Annotated in this window: 14 protein-coding genes; 7 read left to right on the forward strand and 7 right to left on the reverse strand. The window is 72.0% G+C overall.

Features of this window, described 5'->3' with window-relative positions:
* The first annotated feature begins 1 nt into the window (after position 1).
* From ACFYXU_RS06910 to tyrS, 3 genes are read left to right on the forward strand one after another with little or no spacing between them, the layout of a single operon-like run.
* Positions 2-1525, forward strand: a complete 1524-nt coding sequence (locus ACFYXU_RS06910) for a TldD/PmbA family protein (RefSeq protein ID WP_361399607.1) — start codon at positions 2-4, stop codon at positions 1523-1525.
* Positions 1522-2913, forward strand: coding sequence for a metallopeptidase TldD-related protein (locus ACFYXU_RS06915; protein ID WP_389456790.1), 1392 nt, complete (start codon positions 1522-1524; stop codon positions 2911-2913). Before ACFYXU_RS06910 ends, ACFYXU_RS06915 begins: the two co-directional genes overlap by 4 nt.
* Positions 2914-2968: 55 nt before the next feature.
* On the forward strand, positions 2969-4237 hold the full coding sequence (tyrS, locus tag ACFYXU_RS06920; protein ID WP_329856365.1) for a tyrosine--tRNA ligase: 1269 nt from the start codon (positions 2969-2971) through the stop codon (positions 4235-4237).
* A gap of 60 nt (positions 4238-4297) precedes the next feature.
* Here the strand turns inward: tyrS and ACFYXU_RS06925 are convergent, their stop codons facing one another.
* Positions 4298-4573 carry a GlsB/YeaQ/YmgE family stress response membrane protein gene (locus tag ACFYXU_RS06925; protein WP_329856366.1) on the reverse strand — a complete coding sequence of 92 codons (276 nt, stop codon included), beginning with the start codon at positions 4571-4573 and terminating at the stop codon, positions 4298-4300.
* Positions 4574-4741: 168 nt separating this feature from the next.
* On the opposite strand from ACFYXU_RS06925, the gene ACFYXU_RS06930 reads away from it, so the two are divergent.
* Positions 4742-5068 carry a DUF3099 domain-containing protein gene (locus tag ACFYXU_RS06930; RefSeq protein WP_376508865.1) on the forward strand — a complete coding sequence of 109 codons (327 nt, stop codon included), beginning with the start codon at positions 4742-4744 and terminating at the stop codon, positions 5066-5068.
* Positions 5069-5217: 149 nt separating this feature from the next.
* Complete coding sequence (locus ACFYXU_RS06935) at positions 5218-5436, forward strand: hypothetical protein (protein WP_329856368.1); 219 nt, start codon at positions 5218-5220, stop codon at positions 5434-5436.
* On the opposite strand, the gene moaA is transcribed toward ACFYXU_RS06935, so the two are convergent.
* The 3 genes from moaA to ACFYXU_RS06950 form a co-directional block, all read right to left on the reverse strand.
* Positions 5419-6408 carry a GTP 3',8-cyclase MoaA gene (moaA, locus tag ACFYXU_RS06940; RefSeq protein ID WP_376508863.1) on the reverse strand — a complete coding sequence of 330 codons (990 nt, stop codon included), beginning with the start codon at positions 6406-6408 and terminating at the stop codon, positions 5419-5421. The two genes, ACFYXU_RS06935 and moaA, sit on opposite strands and share 18 nt — an antisense overlap.
* A 165-nt stretch (positions 6409-6573) precedes the next feature.
* The gene (locus tag ACFYXU_RS06945; RefSeq protein ID WP_361399616.1) at positions 6574-8199 is read right to left on the reverse strand and encodes a cation acetate symporter; all 1626 of its coding nucleotides are present in this window, start codon (positions 8197-8199) and stop codon (positions 6574-6576) included.
* The gene (locus ACFYXU_RS06950) at positions 8196-8570 is read right to left on the reverse strand and encodes a DUF485 domain-containing protein (protein ID WP_329856371.1); all 375 of its coding nucleotides are present in this window, start codon (positions 8568-8570) and stop codon (positions 8196-8198) included. The genes ACFYXU_RS06945 and ACFYXU_RS06950 overlap by 4 nt, the downstream gene beginning before the upstream one ends.
* 273 nt (positions 8571-8843) lie before the next feature.
* On the opposite strand from ACFYXU_RS06950, the gene ACFYXU_RS06955 reads away from it, so the two are divergent.
* Both ACFYXU_RS06955 and ACFYXU_RS06960 read left to right on the forward strand, forming a co-directional pair.
* Positions 8844-10379: a S8 family serine peptidase gene (locus tag ACFYXU_RS06955; RefSeq protein ID WP_329856372.1), complete on the forward strand. Its 1536-nt coding sequence runs from the start codon at positions 8844-8846 to the stop codon at positions 10377-10379.
* Positions 10380-10459: 80 nt separating this feature from the next.
* A complete protein-coding gene (locus ACFYXU_RS06960; protein ID WP_389456793.1) occupies positions 10460-11758 on the forward strand; it encodes a CoA transferase in 1299 nt (432 codons plus the stop codon).
* Positions 11759-11806: 48 nt separating this feature from the next.
* Here the strand turns inward: ACFYXU_RS06960 and ACFYXU_RS06965 are convergent, their stop codons facing one another.
* Genes ACFYXU_RS06965 through ACFYXU_RS06975 form a run of 3 tightly spaced genes read right to left on the reverse strand, consistent with a single transcriptional unit; the run spans position 11807 to position 14373 of the window.
* Positions 11807-12850, reverse strand: a complete 1044-nt coding sequence (locus ACFYXU_RS06965) for a zinc-dependent alcohol dehydrogenase family protein (RefSeq protein WP_389456795.1) — start codon at positions 12848-12850, stop codon at positions 11807-11809.
* Positions 12851-12868: 18 nt separating this feature from the next.
* Positions 12869-13501 carry a lysoplasmalogenase gene (locus tag ACFYXU_RS06970; protein WP_389456797.1) on the reverse strand — a complete coding sequence of 211 codons (633 nt, stop codon included), beginning with the start codon at positions 13499-13501 and terminating at the stop codon, positions 12869-12871.
* Positions 13498-14373 carry a sterol desaturase family protein gene (locus ACFYXU_RS06975; protein ID WP_389456799.1) on the reverse strand — a complete coding sequence of 292 codons (876 nt, stop codon included), beginning with the start codon at positions 14371-14373 and terminating at the stop codon, positions 13498-13500. Before ACFYXU_RS06975 ends, ACFYXU_RS06970 begins: the two co-directional genes overlap by 4 nt.
* Positions 14374-14400: the final 27 nt, after the last annotated feature.

The following is a 14400-nucleotide window of genomic DNA, read 5'->3' on the forward strand; positions in this document are numbered from 1 at the left end:
CGTGGTCCATCAGATCGACCCTTCGTTCGTCGCGCTGCCGTTGCGGGCGCTCGCCGACGCGGCGCTCGCCCGAGCGCGCGCGCTCGGTGCCGAGCACGCCGACTTCCGCCTGGAGCGGGTGCGCAGCGCCTCGTGGCGGCTGCGCGACGCCAAACCGTCCGGTTCCTCGGACACCACGGACCTCGGTTACGCGGTGCGGGTGGTGCACGGCGGCGCCTGGGGCTTCGCGTCGGGCGTCGACCTGACCATGGACGGGGCCGCGCGGGTCGCCTCGCAGGCCGTGGCCATGGCCAAGCTGTCCGCGAAGGTGATCGCGGCGGCCGGGTCGGCCGAGCGCGTGGAGCTGGCCGAGGAGCCGGTGCACCCGGAGCGGACCTGGGTCTCCTCGTACGAGATCGACCCGTTCTCGGTGCCGGCCGAGGAGAAGAGCGCGCTGCTGGCCGACTGGAGCGCGCGGCTGCTCGGGGCGGCGGGCGTGGCGCACGTGGACGCCTCGCTGCTGACCGTCCACGAGAACAAGTTCTACGCGGACACGGCGGGCACCGTGACCACCCAGCAGCGCGTCCGGCTGCACCCGCAGCTCACGGCGGTCGCCGTGGACGAGACGACCGGCGAGTTCGACTCGATGCGGACCATCGCGCCGCCGGTCGGGCGGGGCTGGGAGTACCTGACGGGGACCGGATGGGACTGGGACAAGGAGCTCGACGAGATCCCGGGGCTGCTCGCCGAGAAGATGCGGGCGCCGAGCGTGGAGGCGGGCCGGTACGACCTGGTCGTGGACCCGTCGAACCTGTGGCTGACGATCCACGAGTCCATCGGGCACGCCACCGAGCTGGACCGGGCGCTCGGCTACGAGGCGGCGTACGCGGGCACCTCGTTCGCCACCTTCGACCAGCTGGGCAAGCTGGCGTACGGCTCCTCGATCATGAACGTGACGGGTGACCGGACCGCCGAGCACGGGCTCGCCACCGTCGGCTTCGACGACGAGGGCGTCGAGGCGCAGAGCTGGGACCTGGTGAAGGACGGCACGCTCGTCGGCTACCAGCTGGACCGGCGGATCGCGAAGCTCACCGGTCTGGGCCGGTCGAACGGCTGTGCCTTCGCCGACTCCCCCGCGCACGTGCCGGTGCAGCGGATGGCGAACGTCTCGCTCCAGCCGGACCCGGGCGGTCTGTCGACGGAGGACCTGATCGGGGGCGTCGAGCGCGGCATCTACGTCGTCGGCGACCGCTCCTGGTCGATCGACATGCAGCGCTACAACTTCCAGTTCACCGGCCAGCGGTTCTTCCGCATCGAGAACGGCCGGCTCGCCGGTCAGCTGCGGGACGTGGCGTACCAGGCGACGACCACGGACTTCTGGGGCTCGATGGAGCAGGTCGGCGGCCCGCAGACGTACGTGCTGGGCGGCGCCTTCAACTGCGGCAAGGCCCAGCCGGGCCAGGTCGCCGCCGTCTCGCACGGCTGCCCCTCCGCCCTCTTCCGGGGCGTCAACATCCTGAACACGACGCAGGAGGCCGGTCGATGAGCCGCGTCAGCAAGCCGTACGAGATCGTCGAGCGGGCCCTTGAGCTGTCCCGCGCCGACGGGTGTGTCGTCATCGCCGACGAGGAGTCCTCGGCCAACCTCCGCTGGGCGGGGAACGCGCTCACCACGAACGGGGTGACCCGGGGCCGGACGCTCACCGTGATCGCGACCGTCGACGGCGCCCAGGGCACCGCCTCCGGTGTCGTGTCGCGGTCCGCCGTGACCGTCGACGACCTGGAGCCCCTGGTCCGGGCCGCCGAGGCCGCGGCGCGCGCCGCCGGGCCCGCCGAGGACGCGCAGCCGCTGGTGACGGGCGTGCCCGTGTCGCCCGACTTCACGGACGCCCCGGCGGAGACCTCGTCCGCGGTCTTCACCGACTTCGCCCCGGCCCTCGGCGAGGCCTTCGCCCGCGCGCGGGCCGGCGGCCGGGAGCTGTACGGCTTCGCCCACCACGAGCTGACCTCCACCTACCTGGGGACGTCGACGGGACTGCGGCTGCGCCACGACCAGCCGAACGGGACCCTGGAGCTCAACGCCAAGTCCCCCGACCGCTCGCGGTCGGCCTGGGCGGGCCGCTCCACCCGGGACTTCAAGGACGTCGACCCGGCGGCGCTCGACGCCGAGCTGGCGACCCGCCTCGGCTGGGCCGAGCGGAGGATCGAGCTGCCCGCCGGCCGGTACGAGACGCTGCTGCCGCCGACCGCCGTGGCCGACCTGCTGATCTACCAGCTGTGGTCCTCGACGGCCCGGGACGCGGTGGAGGGCCGTACGGTCTTCTCCAAGCCCGGCGGCGGCACCCGGCTCGGCGAGACGCTCTCGCCGCTGCCGCTCACGCTGCGCAGCAACCCGAACGAGCCGGGTCTGGAGTCCGCGCCGTTCGTGATCGCGCACGCGTCCGGCGACGACTCCTCCGTCTTCGACAACGGGCTGCCGGTCGCCCCGGTCGACTGGGTGAAGGACGGCGCCCTGGCGCACCTGATCACCACCCGGCACACGGCGGGGCTCACTCGCTTGCCCGTGGCTCCGGGAGCGGGGAACCTGATCCTGGACGGCGGCGGCGAGCGCTCCCTGGAGGAGATGGTCGCCTCGACGGAGCGCGGTCTGCTGCTGACCTGCCTCTGGTACATCCGTGAGGTCGACCCGGCGACGCTGCTGCTGACCGGGCTGACCCGGGACGGCGTCTACCTCGTCGAGAACGGCGAGGTGGTCGGCGAGGTGAACAACTTCCGGTTCAACGAGTCGCCGGTGGACCTGCTGTCGCGGGCCTCGGAGGCGGGCCGGACGGAGAAGACGCTGCCGCGCGAGTGGAGCGACTGGTTCACCCGGGCCGCGATGCCCGCCCTGCGGGTGCCGGACTTCAACATGAGCTCGGTCAGCAAGGGGGTCTGACCCGCCTAGACTGGGCCGTCGTACGACAGACAACTTTCTGAGGAGACGGACGATCGTGACGGACATCGTCGACGAGCTGAAGTGGCGCGGGCTGTTCGCCCAGTCCACCGATGAGGACGCACTGCGCAAGGCTCTCGCGGACGGTCCCGTCACGTTCTATTGCGGTTTCGACCCGACCGCGGCCAGTCTCCACGTCGGCCACCTGGTCCAGGTGCTCACCGTCCGCCGGCTCCAGCAGGCCGGGCACCGGCCGCTGGCGCTGGTCGGCGGGGCCACCGGGCAGATCGGTGACCCCCGGCCGACGGCCGAGCGCACCCTGAACGACCCCGAGACGGTCGCGAACTGGGTGAACCGGCTGCGCTCGCAGATCGAGCCCTTCCTCTCCTTCGAGGGGGAGAACGCGGCGGTCATGGTGAACAACCTGGACTGGACCGCCGGGCTGTCGGCGATCGAGTTCCTGCGGGACATCGGCAAGCACTTCCGGGTCAACAAGATGCTGACCAAGGACTCCGTCGCCCGGCGCCTGGAGTCCGAGCAGGGCATCAGCTACACCGAGTTCAGCTACCAGCTGCTCCAGGGCATGGACTTCCTGGAGCTGTACCGGCGCTACGGCTGCACGCTCCAGCAGGGCGGCTCGGACCAGTGGGGCAACCTGGTGGCCGGCCTCGACCTGATCCACCGCCTGGAGCCGGGGGCGGAGGCGCACGCGCTGGCGACCCCGCTGATGGTCAAGGCGGACGGCACCAAGTTCGGCAAGACCGAGGGCGGGGCCGTCTGGCTCGACCCGGAGATGACCACGCCGTACGCGTTCTACCAGTTCTGGCTGAACGTGGACGACCGGGACATCTCGACGTACATGCGGATCCTGTCCTTCAAGCCCCGCGAGGAGCTGGAGGAGCTGGAGGCGCAGACCGCCGAGCGGCCGCAGGCGCGGGCCGCCCAGCGGGCGCTCGCGGAGGAGCTCACCACCCTGGTGCACGGCGCCGACCAGTGCGCGGCCGTCATCGGCGCGTCCAAGGCGCTCTTCGGTCAGGGCGACCTGGCCGAGCTGGACGGTCCGACGCTCGCCGCCGCGCTGTCCGAGCTGCCGCACGCGCGCGTGTCCGAGCTGGGCCAGGTCGTGGACCTGTTCGCCGAGGTCGGTCTCGTGGCGAGCAAGTCGGCGGCGCGCCGCACGGTGAAGGAGGGCGGTGCCTACGTGAACAACGTGAAGGTGACCGCCGAGGACGCCGAGGTGTCGGCGGAGGAGCTGCTGCACGGCCGCTGGCTGGTGCTGCGGCGCGGCAAGAAGAACCTGGCGGCGATCGAGTTCGCCGGCGCGTAGCGGGTTCACGACGGGAGGCCCGGCGGGCGCGCGATGCGCCCGCCGGGCCTCCCGTCGTGCTCAGGCGCGCTGTTTGTTGCCCCTGATCGAGGCCCACAGCATGTCGCCCACGCCGACGACGGCGACGGCGCCGATCAGCTGGAGCAGGTGTCGGGTCCAGTCGATCCCCTTGGTGTCGTTGACTCCGATCCAGGTCGCGACCGCGTTGCCGAGCACGCTGCCGAGAATGCCGAACACGGTCGTCAGCCACAGCGGGATCTGCTGCTTGCCGGGCAGGATCGCCTTCGCGATCAGACCGAGGACGAATCCCACGATGATCGCCCACAACCAACTCATCGTCGCCTCCTAGTGCGCGTGTGCGCCCAGTCTCGGCCCATCCGCCATACGCCGCATGTCGGACAGCGCCGTACGTGCCCCGGTCTCGTCGGCCGGGCCGGGCGGGCGTACGGTGGAGCGAGGTCCGGACCGGGGTGGGTCCGGCGCGACCGGTGGTGGTGAACGGCGATGCCGAAGCGTGGTGGAGACGAGGTCTTCCGGATCACGGGGGCCCGGCAGGGACTCGCCGACGACGTCCGGGGACGACAGCGGCGCTACGTCATCTCGATGACCGTGCGGACACTCTCCGTGATCGCCGCGGCGGTCCTGTGGAACGTCGAGCGGCACGTGGCCTTCGTGGCGCTGGGCCTGGGCATCCTGCTGCCGTACGTCGCGGTGGTGATCGCCAACGCGGGACGCGAGTCGGCTCCGTCCCTTCCCTCCACGTTCGTCCCGGCTCCGGTGCGCCCCGCGCTCGACGCACCGAACCTCAAGGGAAGCTCAGATCAATCATGACGATCCAGTGCACCGCACCCCATGTGCCGTGACATACTGCCTACGCGCTCCGCATCCCCCGTCGGAGCGACGGACCGATGCCGGGCAGCTCCCCCCGTGGCTGCCCGGCATCGCTGTTGCCGCACAATGATCCGGTGATCAATGGTCCCGTGAGCGAAGACAAGCCGATCTGTTCCGCCAAGGGGTGCCGCGCCGACGCCGTCTGGGTGCTGGCGTGGAACAACCCGAAGCTGCACACGCCCGAGCGGCGCAAGACCTGGCTCGCGTGCGAGGAGCACCGCGAGCACCTCTCCCAGTTCCTGGGGGTACGGGGCTTCCTGAAGGATGTCGTCCCGCTGGCCGACTGGGACTCAGCCGCCGATCGCTGACATCGGGCGGTCGGGCTGGAGGAAGCTCGGGTCGTCGAGACCCGAGCCCGCCTTCTTGCCCCACATGGCCTTCTTCCAGAGCTCCGCGACGGCCTCGTCCGGGGCGTCCGAGCGCAGGACCGCGCGGAGGTCCGTCTCCTCGGTGGCGAAGAGACAGGTGCGGACCTGTCCGTCGGCGGTGAGCCGGGTGCGGTCGCAGGCCCGGCAGAACGGGCGGGTGACGGAGGCGATCACACCGACGGTGTGGGGTCCGCCGTCGACCACCCAGCGCTCGGCGGGCGCCGAGCCGCGCTCGTCGGAGCCCTCCGGCGTCAGGGTGAAGCGGGTCCGCAGCGACTCCAGGATGTCACCGGCGGTGATCATGCCGTCGCGCTTCCAGCCGTGCTGGGCGTCCAGCGGCATCTGCTCGATGAAGCGGAGCTCGTAGCCCTCCTCGACCGCCCAGGCGAGCAGGTCGGGGGCCTCGTCGGCGTTGAGCCCGGGCATCAGGACGGCGTTCACCTTGACCGGGGTGAGGCCGGCCTCGCGGGCGGCGGCCATGCCGTCGAGGACGTCCTGGTGGCGGTCGCGGCGGGTGAGGGTCTTGAAGACCTCGGGCCGCAGGGTGTCCAGGGAGACGTTGACCCGGTCCAGGCCGGCCGCCTCGAGGGCGGCGGCGGTGCGCTTGAGCCCGATGCCGTTGGTCGTGAGGGACATGCGGGGGCGGGGCTCCAGGGCGGCGCAGCGCTCGACGATCCCGACGAGGCCGGGGCGGAGCAGCGGCTCGCCGCCGGTGAAGCGGACCTCGGTGACGCCGAGGTCGGTGACCGCGATGCGGATCAGGCGGACGATCTCGTCGTCGGTGAGCAGGTCCGGCTTGGCGAGCCACTGGAGGCCCTCCTCCGGCATGCAGTACGTGCAGCGCAGATTGCACCGGTCGGTCAGTGAGACGCGCAGGTCAGTGGCCACTCGGCCGTATGTGTCGATGAGCACTGTGGGCCCCCTCCCCGGATTCCGGATGCGTGTGCTTCGAGCCTACGTGAGGGCGCGGACAACGAGCAGGGCAGATTGTCACGAGGACCGGCGAGGCCGCGTCGTAGAACTCTACGACGCGGCCTCCGGATGGTCGCGGAACGTGAACGGTCCGGTGCGCTCCGGTCAGTGGGCGCCCACTCCGGTGAGGGATTTGACCTCCAGTTCCGCGTACTTGCCCCGGTCCGGGGTGTCCTTCGAGAGGACGGAACCCAGCCAGCCGAGCAGGAAGCCGAGCGGGATGGAGACGATGCCGGGGTTCTCCAGCGGGAACCAGTAGAAGTCCACGGTCTTGAACATCGACGTGGGCTTGCCGGAGACGACCGGCGAGAAGAGCACGAGGACGACGGCGGAGACCAGACCGCCGTAGATCGACCAGAGGGCGCCCCGGGTGGTGAACCGCTTCCAGAAGAGGGAGTAGAGGAGCGTCGGCAGGTTGGCCGAGGCGGCGACCGCGAAGGCGAGGGCGACCAGACCGGCGACGTTGAGGTCGCGGGCGAGGGCGCCGAGCGCGATCGAGACGATGCCGATGAGGACGGTGGCCCAGCGGGCGGCCCGCACCTCCTCCTTCTCCGTGGCCTTTCCGCGCCGGATGACGTTGGCGTAGATGTCGTGCGCGAAGGACGACGAGGACGCCAGGGTGAGGCCGGCGACGACGGCGAGGATGGTCGCGAAGGCGACGGCGGAGATGACGGCGAGGAGGATCGCGCCGCCGGTGGAGCCGGCGCCGCCGCCGATCTCCAGGGCCGCGAGCGGGGCGGCCGTGTTGCCGGCCTTGTTGGAGGCGACGATGTCGGTGTTCTTCAGGAGGGCGGCGGCGCCGAAGCCCAGGACGATCGTCATCAGGTAGAAGGCGCCGATGATGCCGATGGCCCAGTTCACGGATTTGCGGGCGGCCTTGGCCGTCGGCACCGTGTAGAAGCGGATGAGGATGTGGGGCAGACCGGCCGTGCCGAGGACGAGCGCGATGCCGAGCGACAGGAAGTCCAGCTTCGAGGTGGCGGTCGCGCCGTACTTGAGGCCGGGCTCCAGGAAGGCCGAGCCCTTGCCGCTGTTGGTGGCGGCGGCGCCGAGCAGCTCCGAGATGTTGAAGTGGAACTTGAGGAGGATGAGGAAGGTGATCAGGAGCGTGCCCGCGATGAGCAGGACCGCCTTGACCATCTGCACCCAGGTGGTGCCCTTCATGCCGCCGATCGTCACGTACACGATCATGAGGAGGCCGACCAGGGCGACGATCGCGATCTTGCCGCCGTCGCTGGTGATGCCGAGGAGCAGCGAGACGAGGACGCCGGCGCCCGCCATCTGCGCGAGCAGGTAGAAGATCGAGACGACGATGGTCGAGGTGCCGGCGGCGGTGCGGACGGGGCGCTGGCGCATCCGGTAGGCGAGGACGTCGCCCATGGTGAACCGGCCGGAGTTGCGCAGGGGTTCGGCGACCAGGAGCAGGGCGACCAGCCAGGCGACGAGGAAGCCGATCGAGTACAGGAAACCGTCGTAGCCGAAGAGGGCGATGGCTCCGGCGATGCCGAGGAAGGACGCGGCGGACATGTAGTCGCCGGAGATCGCCAGGCCGTTCTGGAAGCCGGTGAACTGGCGTCCGCCGGCGTAGAAGTCGGCGGCGCTCCTGGTCTGGCGGCCGGCCCAGACGGTGATGGCGAGGGTGGCGACGACGAAGGCCCCGAACAGGGCGATGATCAGGGGCCGGTGCTCGGTGGTGGCGTTGCCCGCCGCGAGCAGGACGGGGGTGCTCATGCGTCGCCCTCCATACGGGTTCTGATGGCCTCGGCCCTGGGGTCGAGGCGGCGTGCCGCGTGCCGCGAGTAGAGCCAGGCGATGAGGAAGGTGGTGAGGAACTGGCCGAGCCCGAGCACGAGCGCCACGTTGATGTTGCCGAAGAGCTTGGTGCCCATGAAGCCGCCCGCGTAGTTGGAGAGCAGCACGTAGAGCAGGTACCAGGCGATGAAGGCCAGGGTGAGCGGGAAGGCGAAGGAGCGGTGGGCGCGGCGCAGTTCGCCGAACTCCGCGCTCTCCTGGACCTCGATGAACTGCTCCGTGGTGGGCGACGCGGGACCGCGGTCGGTCTCCGTGCCGTCTCTGGGCGGCGGCGGTGCTTCGGTAGCCACGGAATCTCCTCGTGACGCTGGGGCGGGCGGCGTGGTCAAGGGGGCCTCACCACGGTGCGGGGAGGCGGGGGCGCCTGGCGGAGCCCTCCCCTGACCAACGGCACGGAGCGGGAAGCGAAGCGGTTCATCCCGTGGATTTCTTTGAACATATCTTCATGAAGTCTTCTCAACTCATTGAAGGTTCGGGAAGATCAGCGATAGCTTCACTCGTCATGCACCTGCCCACGCGCAAACCCGCGCGGGGACAGTACATACGGATGATGTGGAGAACCCATGGCTCATCTGGGATCGAGGCGCGGCCGAGCTCTCGCTCTGCCGGTCGGTCTCGCGCTCACGGCCTCGCTCGGCTTCCTCGCCCCCGGCGCCGCGTCCGCCGCGGAGCTGAGCGACGCTCCGGCGACCGTGGTGACGAACGGCCCGAAGCTCTCGTACGTCGTCAACGTCGAGGGGGGACGCTGGACCGCCGCCTCGGTGAAGAAGGCGATCGCCGCCGCCGGTGGCGAGGTGGTCATCTCGTACGACCAGATAGGCGTGATCGTCGTCCACTCGCAGAACCCCGAGTTCGCGAAGACGATCCGCACGGCGCGTGGCGTCGTGTCGGCCGGTTCGACCCGGACCGCCCCGCTCTCCGTGCAGTCCGACGACGCGGTCGACGAGGGCGCGCAGGCCCTGTCCCCGGCCGAGGCGAAGGCCGCCGCCGCCCGCGCGACGGACGAGCAGGACCCGCTGGAGCCCCTTCAGTGGGACCTCCCGGCGATCAAGGCCGACAAGGCCCACCAGAAGACGCTCGGCAGCAAGCGGGTCACCGTCGGCATCATCGACACCGGCGTGGACGACACCCACCCGGACCTGGCGCCGAACTTCAACGCCGCCGCGTCCGCCAACTGCGTCTCCGGCAAGCCGGACACGACCCCCGGCTCGTGGCGTCCGAACCCGGGCGAGAGCGACCACGGCACGCACGTCGCGGGCACCATCGGCGCCGCGAAGAACGGCATCGGCGTGACCGGTGTCGCGCCGGGCGTGAAGCTCGCGGGCATCAAGGTGTCCACCCCGGACGGCTTCTTCTACACCGAGGCCGTCGTCTGCGGCTTCGTGTGGGCGGCCGAGCACGGCGTCGACATCACGAACAACAGCTACTACACCGACCCGTGGATGTTCGCCTGCAAGAACGACGCGGACCAGAAGGCCCTCATCGAGGCGGTCACCCGGGCGACCCGCTACGCGGAGCGCCGGGGCACGGTCAACGTCGCCGCGGCCGGCAACTCGTCCTTCGACCTCGCCGCCGACTCGATCGTCGACAACAGCAGCCCGAACGACACCACGCCGGGCGACCGGGTCATCGACCCGAAGGAGTGCTTCGACTACCCGGCCCAGCTGCCGGGCGTCGTGACGGTCTCCGCGACCGGCGCCAAGGACCTCAAGGCGTCCTACTCCAACTACGGTCTCGGCGTGATCGACGTCGCCGCCCCCGGCGGTGACCGCACCGAGTACCAGACGCCGGACGCCCCGGCGGTCAACGGCCGCATCCTGTCGACCACGGTCAACGGCGGCTACAACTACAAGGCCGGTACGTCGATGGCCTCGCCGCACGCGGCGGGCGTCCTCGCGCTCATCAAGTCGACGCACCCCTGGGCGGGTCCGGCGACGCTGAAGGCGCTGCTGTACGCGCAGGCCGACGACCGCGCCTGCACGAACCCGTACGACATCAACGGCGACGGCACCGTCGACGCCGTCTGCGAGGGCGGCAAGCACAAGAACGGCTTCTACGGGGCCGGTCTGATCGACGCGCTCGACGCCGTCCGCCGGTAGTCCGCGCGGTCCGGTGAGGGCCCCGGTGTGGTGCGCCACGCCGGGGCCCTTCGCATGGCACCGGGTGCCACACTGCGCGCATGGACAACACAGTGCGCACGGGTACGGAGTTGCTGTGGTCGGCCCTGGGCGGCGATCCCGCCCTCGTCGACCGCGTGGAGTTCGGCGGGGTGTCCGGGCTGCTGCCCGCGCGGCTGCCGGTGATGGACCTGGCGCGCGGCGCGGTCGCGGCCTGCTCGCTCGCCGCGGTGGAGCACGCGGGACTCCCGGGACCGGTGCGGGTCGACGACGGCGCGGTCGCCACCGCCTTCGTCAGCGAACGTCATCTGCGGGTCGACGGGCGGGCGCCGGTCAGCTTCGCTCCCCTGTCACGGTTCTGGCGGACGGCCGACGGCTGGGTCCGTACGCACGCCAACTACCCTCACCACAAGGCCGCGTTGCTCGCGGCGCTGGGCGTCCCCGACACGGTGGAGGCGGTCGCGGCGGCGATCGGCGAGCGCCCGGCCGCCGAGACCGAGACGGCGGTGTACGCGGCCGGGGGCCTGGCCGTCGCCCTGCGCACGCCCGGGGAGTGGGCTGCGGGCGAGCAGGGCCGGGAGGTGGCGGCGCGCCCGCTCCTCACGCGGGAGCGCCTCGACGAGGCGCCGGCCCGGGGCCGGACGGGTCCGCTGCGGGTCCTGGACCTGACCCGGGTGATCGCCGGGCCGGTCGCGACCAGGACCCTCGCGCTGCTCGGCGCGGACGTGCTGCGGATCGACCCGCCGGGCAACCCCGAGCTGCCGGACCAGCACGCGGACGCGGGCGTCGGCAAGCGGACCTCCGCGCTCGACCTGGACCGGCCCTCGGACCGGCGCACCTTCGACGAGCTCCTCGACGCCGCCGACGTGCTGGTCACCGGCTACCGGCCGGGCGCGCTCGACCGGTTCGGCCTCGGCCGCCCCGGTCTGGTGACCGCCCGGCTCTCCGCCTGGGGCGACTACGGGCCGTGGGGCGGGCGGCGCGGCTTCGACTCCCTGGTGCAGGTGGCGACGGGGATCGCGGTGACGGAGGGCTCGGCCGAGGAGCCCGGGGCGCTGCCCGCGCAGGCGCTGGACCACGGGACGGGGTACCTGCTCGCGGCGGCGGTGCTGCGGTCGCTGACGGAGCAGCGCGCGGAGGGCGGCAGCCGGCTGGTCCGGCTGGCGCTCGCCCAGACGGGCCACTGGCTGACGCACACCCTGCCGAGGTACGAGCCGGAGCGGTACGTCACGGAGTCGCGGGGCCCGCTGGGACACCTGCGGCACGCGCTGTCGCCGGTGTCGTACGAGGGCGGCCCGGCGGACTGGTCCCGGCCGCCGGGCGTCGCGGGGGCGGACGCGCCGGAGTGGGCCGGGGAGTGAGCGGCGCCCGGCCGGCCCCTTCGCGGAGGGGCCGGCCGGGCTTCCGCGCTACGGCTTGACCAGCACCTTCAGGGCGGTGCGCTCGTCCATGGCCCGGTATCCGGAGGGGACGCCGTCGAGGCCGACCGTCAGGTCGAAGACCGGCGACGGGTCGATCGCGCCGGACAGGACGTCCGGAAGGAGCTCGGGGATGTACGCGCGCACGGGGGCGACGCCGCCGCGCAGCGCGATGTTGCGGTCGAACATGACCGAGAGGTCGAGGCCGGTGCCGCTGCCGTGCGGAACGCCGACGTAGCCGATGGAGCCGCCGTCGCGGGCGATCGCGACGGCCGTGCGCATGGACTGCTCGGTGCCGACGGCCTCGATGACGCCGTGCGCGCCCTGGCCGCCGGTGAGCTCGCGGACGGCGGCCTCGGCGGCCTCGCCGCGCTCGGCGACGACGTCGGTGGCGCCGAAGGCGCGGGCGATGTCGGTCCGGGCGGTGTGGCGGCCCAGCGCGATGATCCGCTCGGCGCCGAGGCGCTTGGCGGCGAGGACGCCGCAGAGGCCGACGGCTCCGTCGCCGACGACGGCGACGGTCGAGCCGGGCTTCACGCCCGCGCCGAGCGCCGCGTGGTGGCCGGTGCCGAGGACGTCGGAGAGGGCGAGCAGCGCGGTGAGCAGGCGGTCGTCACCGGCCGCCTCGGCGGGCAGCTTGACGAGGGTGCCGTCGGCGAAGGGGACCCGGACGGCCTCGCCCTGGCCGCCGTCGGAGCCGACGGAGCCCCAGAAGCCGCCACGGGGGCAGGAGGTCTGGAGACCCTCGGCGCAGTACGCGCAGCTGCCGTCGGACCAGACGAAGGGGGCGACGACGAGGTCTCCGGCGGCGAAGCCGGTGACGTCGGAGCCGGCGGCCTCGACGATGCCGAGGAACTCGTGGCCGATGCGCTGGCCGGGCTGCCGGGCGGCCTCGCCGCGGTAGGCCCAGAGGTCGCTGCCGCAGATGCAGGCGCGCAGGACGCGCAGGACGACGTCCGTGGGTTCCTGGATCACCGGGTCGGGCACGTCCTCCACGCGCATGTCGAACGGGGCGTGGATGGTGGTGGCGCGCATGGGGGGCGGTCCTTGCTGTCAGACGGTTGTACGACGTTCACCGTACATCGCGTGGAGCGTGCCCGCGGTCAGGAGGTACTGCGCCGCGATGTACGTCAGCATGACCCAGAAGTCGGAGGACGGCAGCCGGGGCCAGTCGGCGATCCCGGTGGCGATGAGGGTGTCGGACAGCAGGAACAGCGCGCCGCCGGTCCCGGCCGTGCGCCCGAGGGCGCTGGAGCGGTAGGCCATCGCGGTGAGCAGCAGGGAGTATCCGGCGACGGGGATCCGCAGCGCGGCGGGGAGGTCGGGCCAGAGGAGGAGGACGGTGCCGGTGAGCGCGACGGCGTAGAGGGCCCCGAGCGCCGGAGACGTGGGCCGGCGGCCGAAGAGGACCAGATAGCAGACGTGGCCGGCGGCGAAGCAGCCCATGCCGGCGAGGAAGGCACCGTCGGCCTCGGAGAGCAGGAGGAGGTCGCCGGCCCAGCCGAGGAGGAGCGCGGCGGTCAGGAGCCCCGGGGCGCCGCGGCTGACGGCGTACGCGGCCAGCAGCGGCATCAGGAGCGGTTTGGCGAGCAGGTGGCCGGGCTCGGCGCCGGCGAGCAGGGAGACCAGGTCGACGGCGGAGACGAGCGCGAAGCAGGCGAGCAGGACGCGGGAGGAGGTCTTCACGCGGTGACCTCGGGGACGGCGGGGACGGCGGTGGTGACCCGCGGCGCGGGCTGCCAGCCGGGCCCGCGGAAGACCCGTCCGGCCCGCTCGCGCCAGCCGTGCGCGGCGCGCAGCTCGCGGGCGATGGCGGCGTACTCGTGGGTGGCGACGCGGAGCGGGTTGTACGTCTCGATGTTCTTGGTGAGTCCGTAGACGGGCCGCTCGGTCTCGCCCGCCCAGGAGCCGAAGACCCGGTCCCAGAGGATGAGGATGCCGCCGAAGTTCCGGTCCAGGTAGCCGCCCTGGGAGGCGTGGTGGACGCGGTGGTGCGAGGGGGTGTTGAGGACGTACTCGAAGGGGCGCGGCAGCCGGTCGATGCGCTCGGTGTGGATCCAGAACTGGTAGACGAGGTTGATTGAGGAGCAGAAGGCGACGGCGGCCGGATGGACTCCGAGCAGGATCATCGGCAGGTAGAACGGCCAGCTGGTGAAGCCGGTCCACGGCTGGCGCAGCGCGGTGCTGAGGTTGAACTTGCGGCTGCTGTGGTGGACGACGTGGCTGGCCCACAGGATCCGGACGACGTGGTGTCCGCGGTGCTGCCAGTAGTAGCAGAAGTCCTGCGCGAGCAGCATGAGCGGGACGGTCCACCAGAGGAGGGGGACGCGGAGCGGCGTCAGCTCGTGGACCGCGGCGTAGATCGCGACGACGGGGATCTTCCAGAGCGGGTCGACGACGAGGCTGCCAAGACCCATGCCCATGCTGGTGGCGGCGTCCTTGGCCCCGTACCCGGCGGCGTCCTCGTCGGGATGGATCCGGACGCTGATCATCTCCAGGACGGTGAGCAGGACGAACGCGGGGATGGACCAGAGCACGACATCGGGCAGGTGCGGCATGCCGACGACGGTAGAGGCGGAGGGGCG

It is taken from the genome of Streptomyces sp. NPDC002232, assembly GCF_042890295.1.
GTDB lineage: Bacteria > Actinomycetota > Actinomycetes > Streptomycetales > Streptomycetaceae > Streptomyces.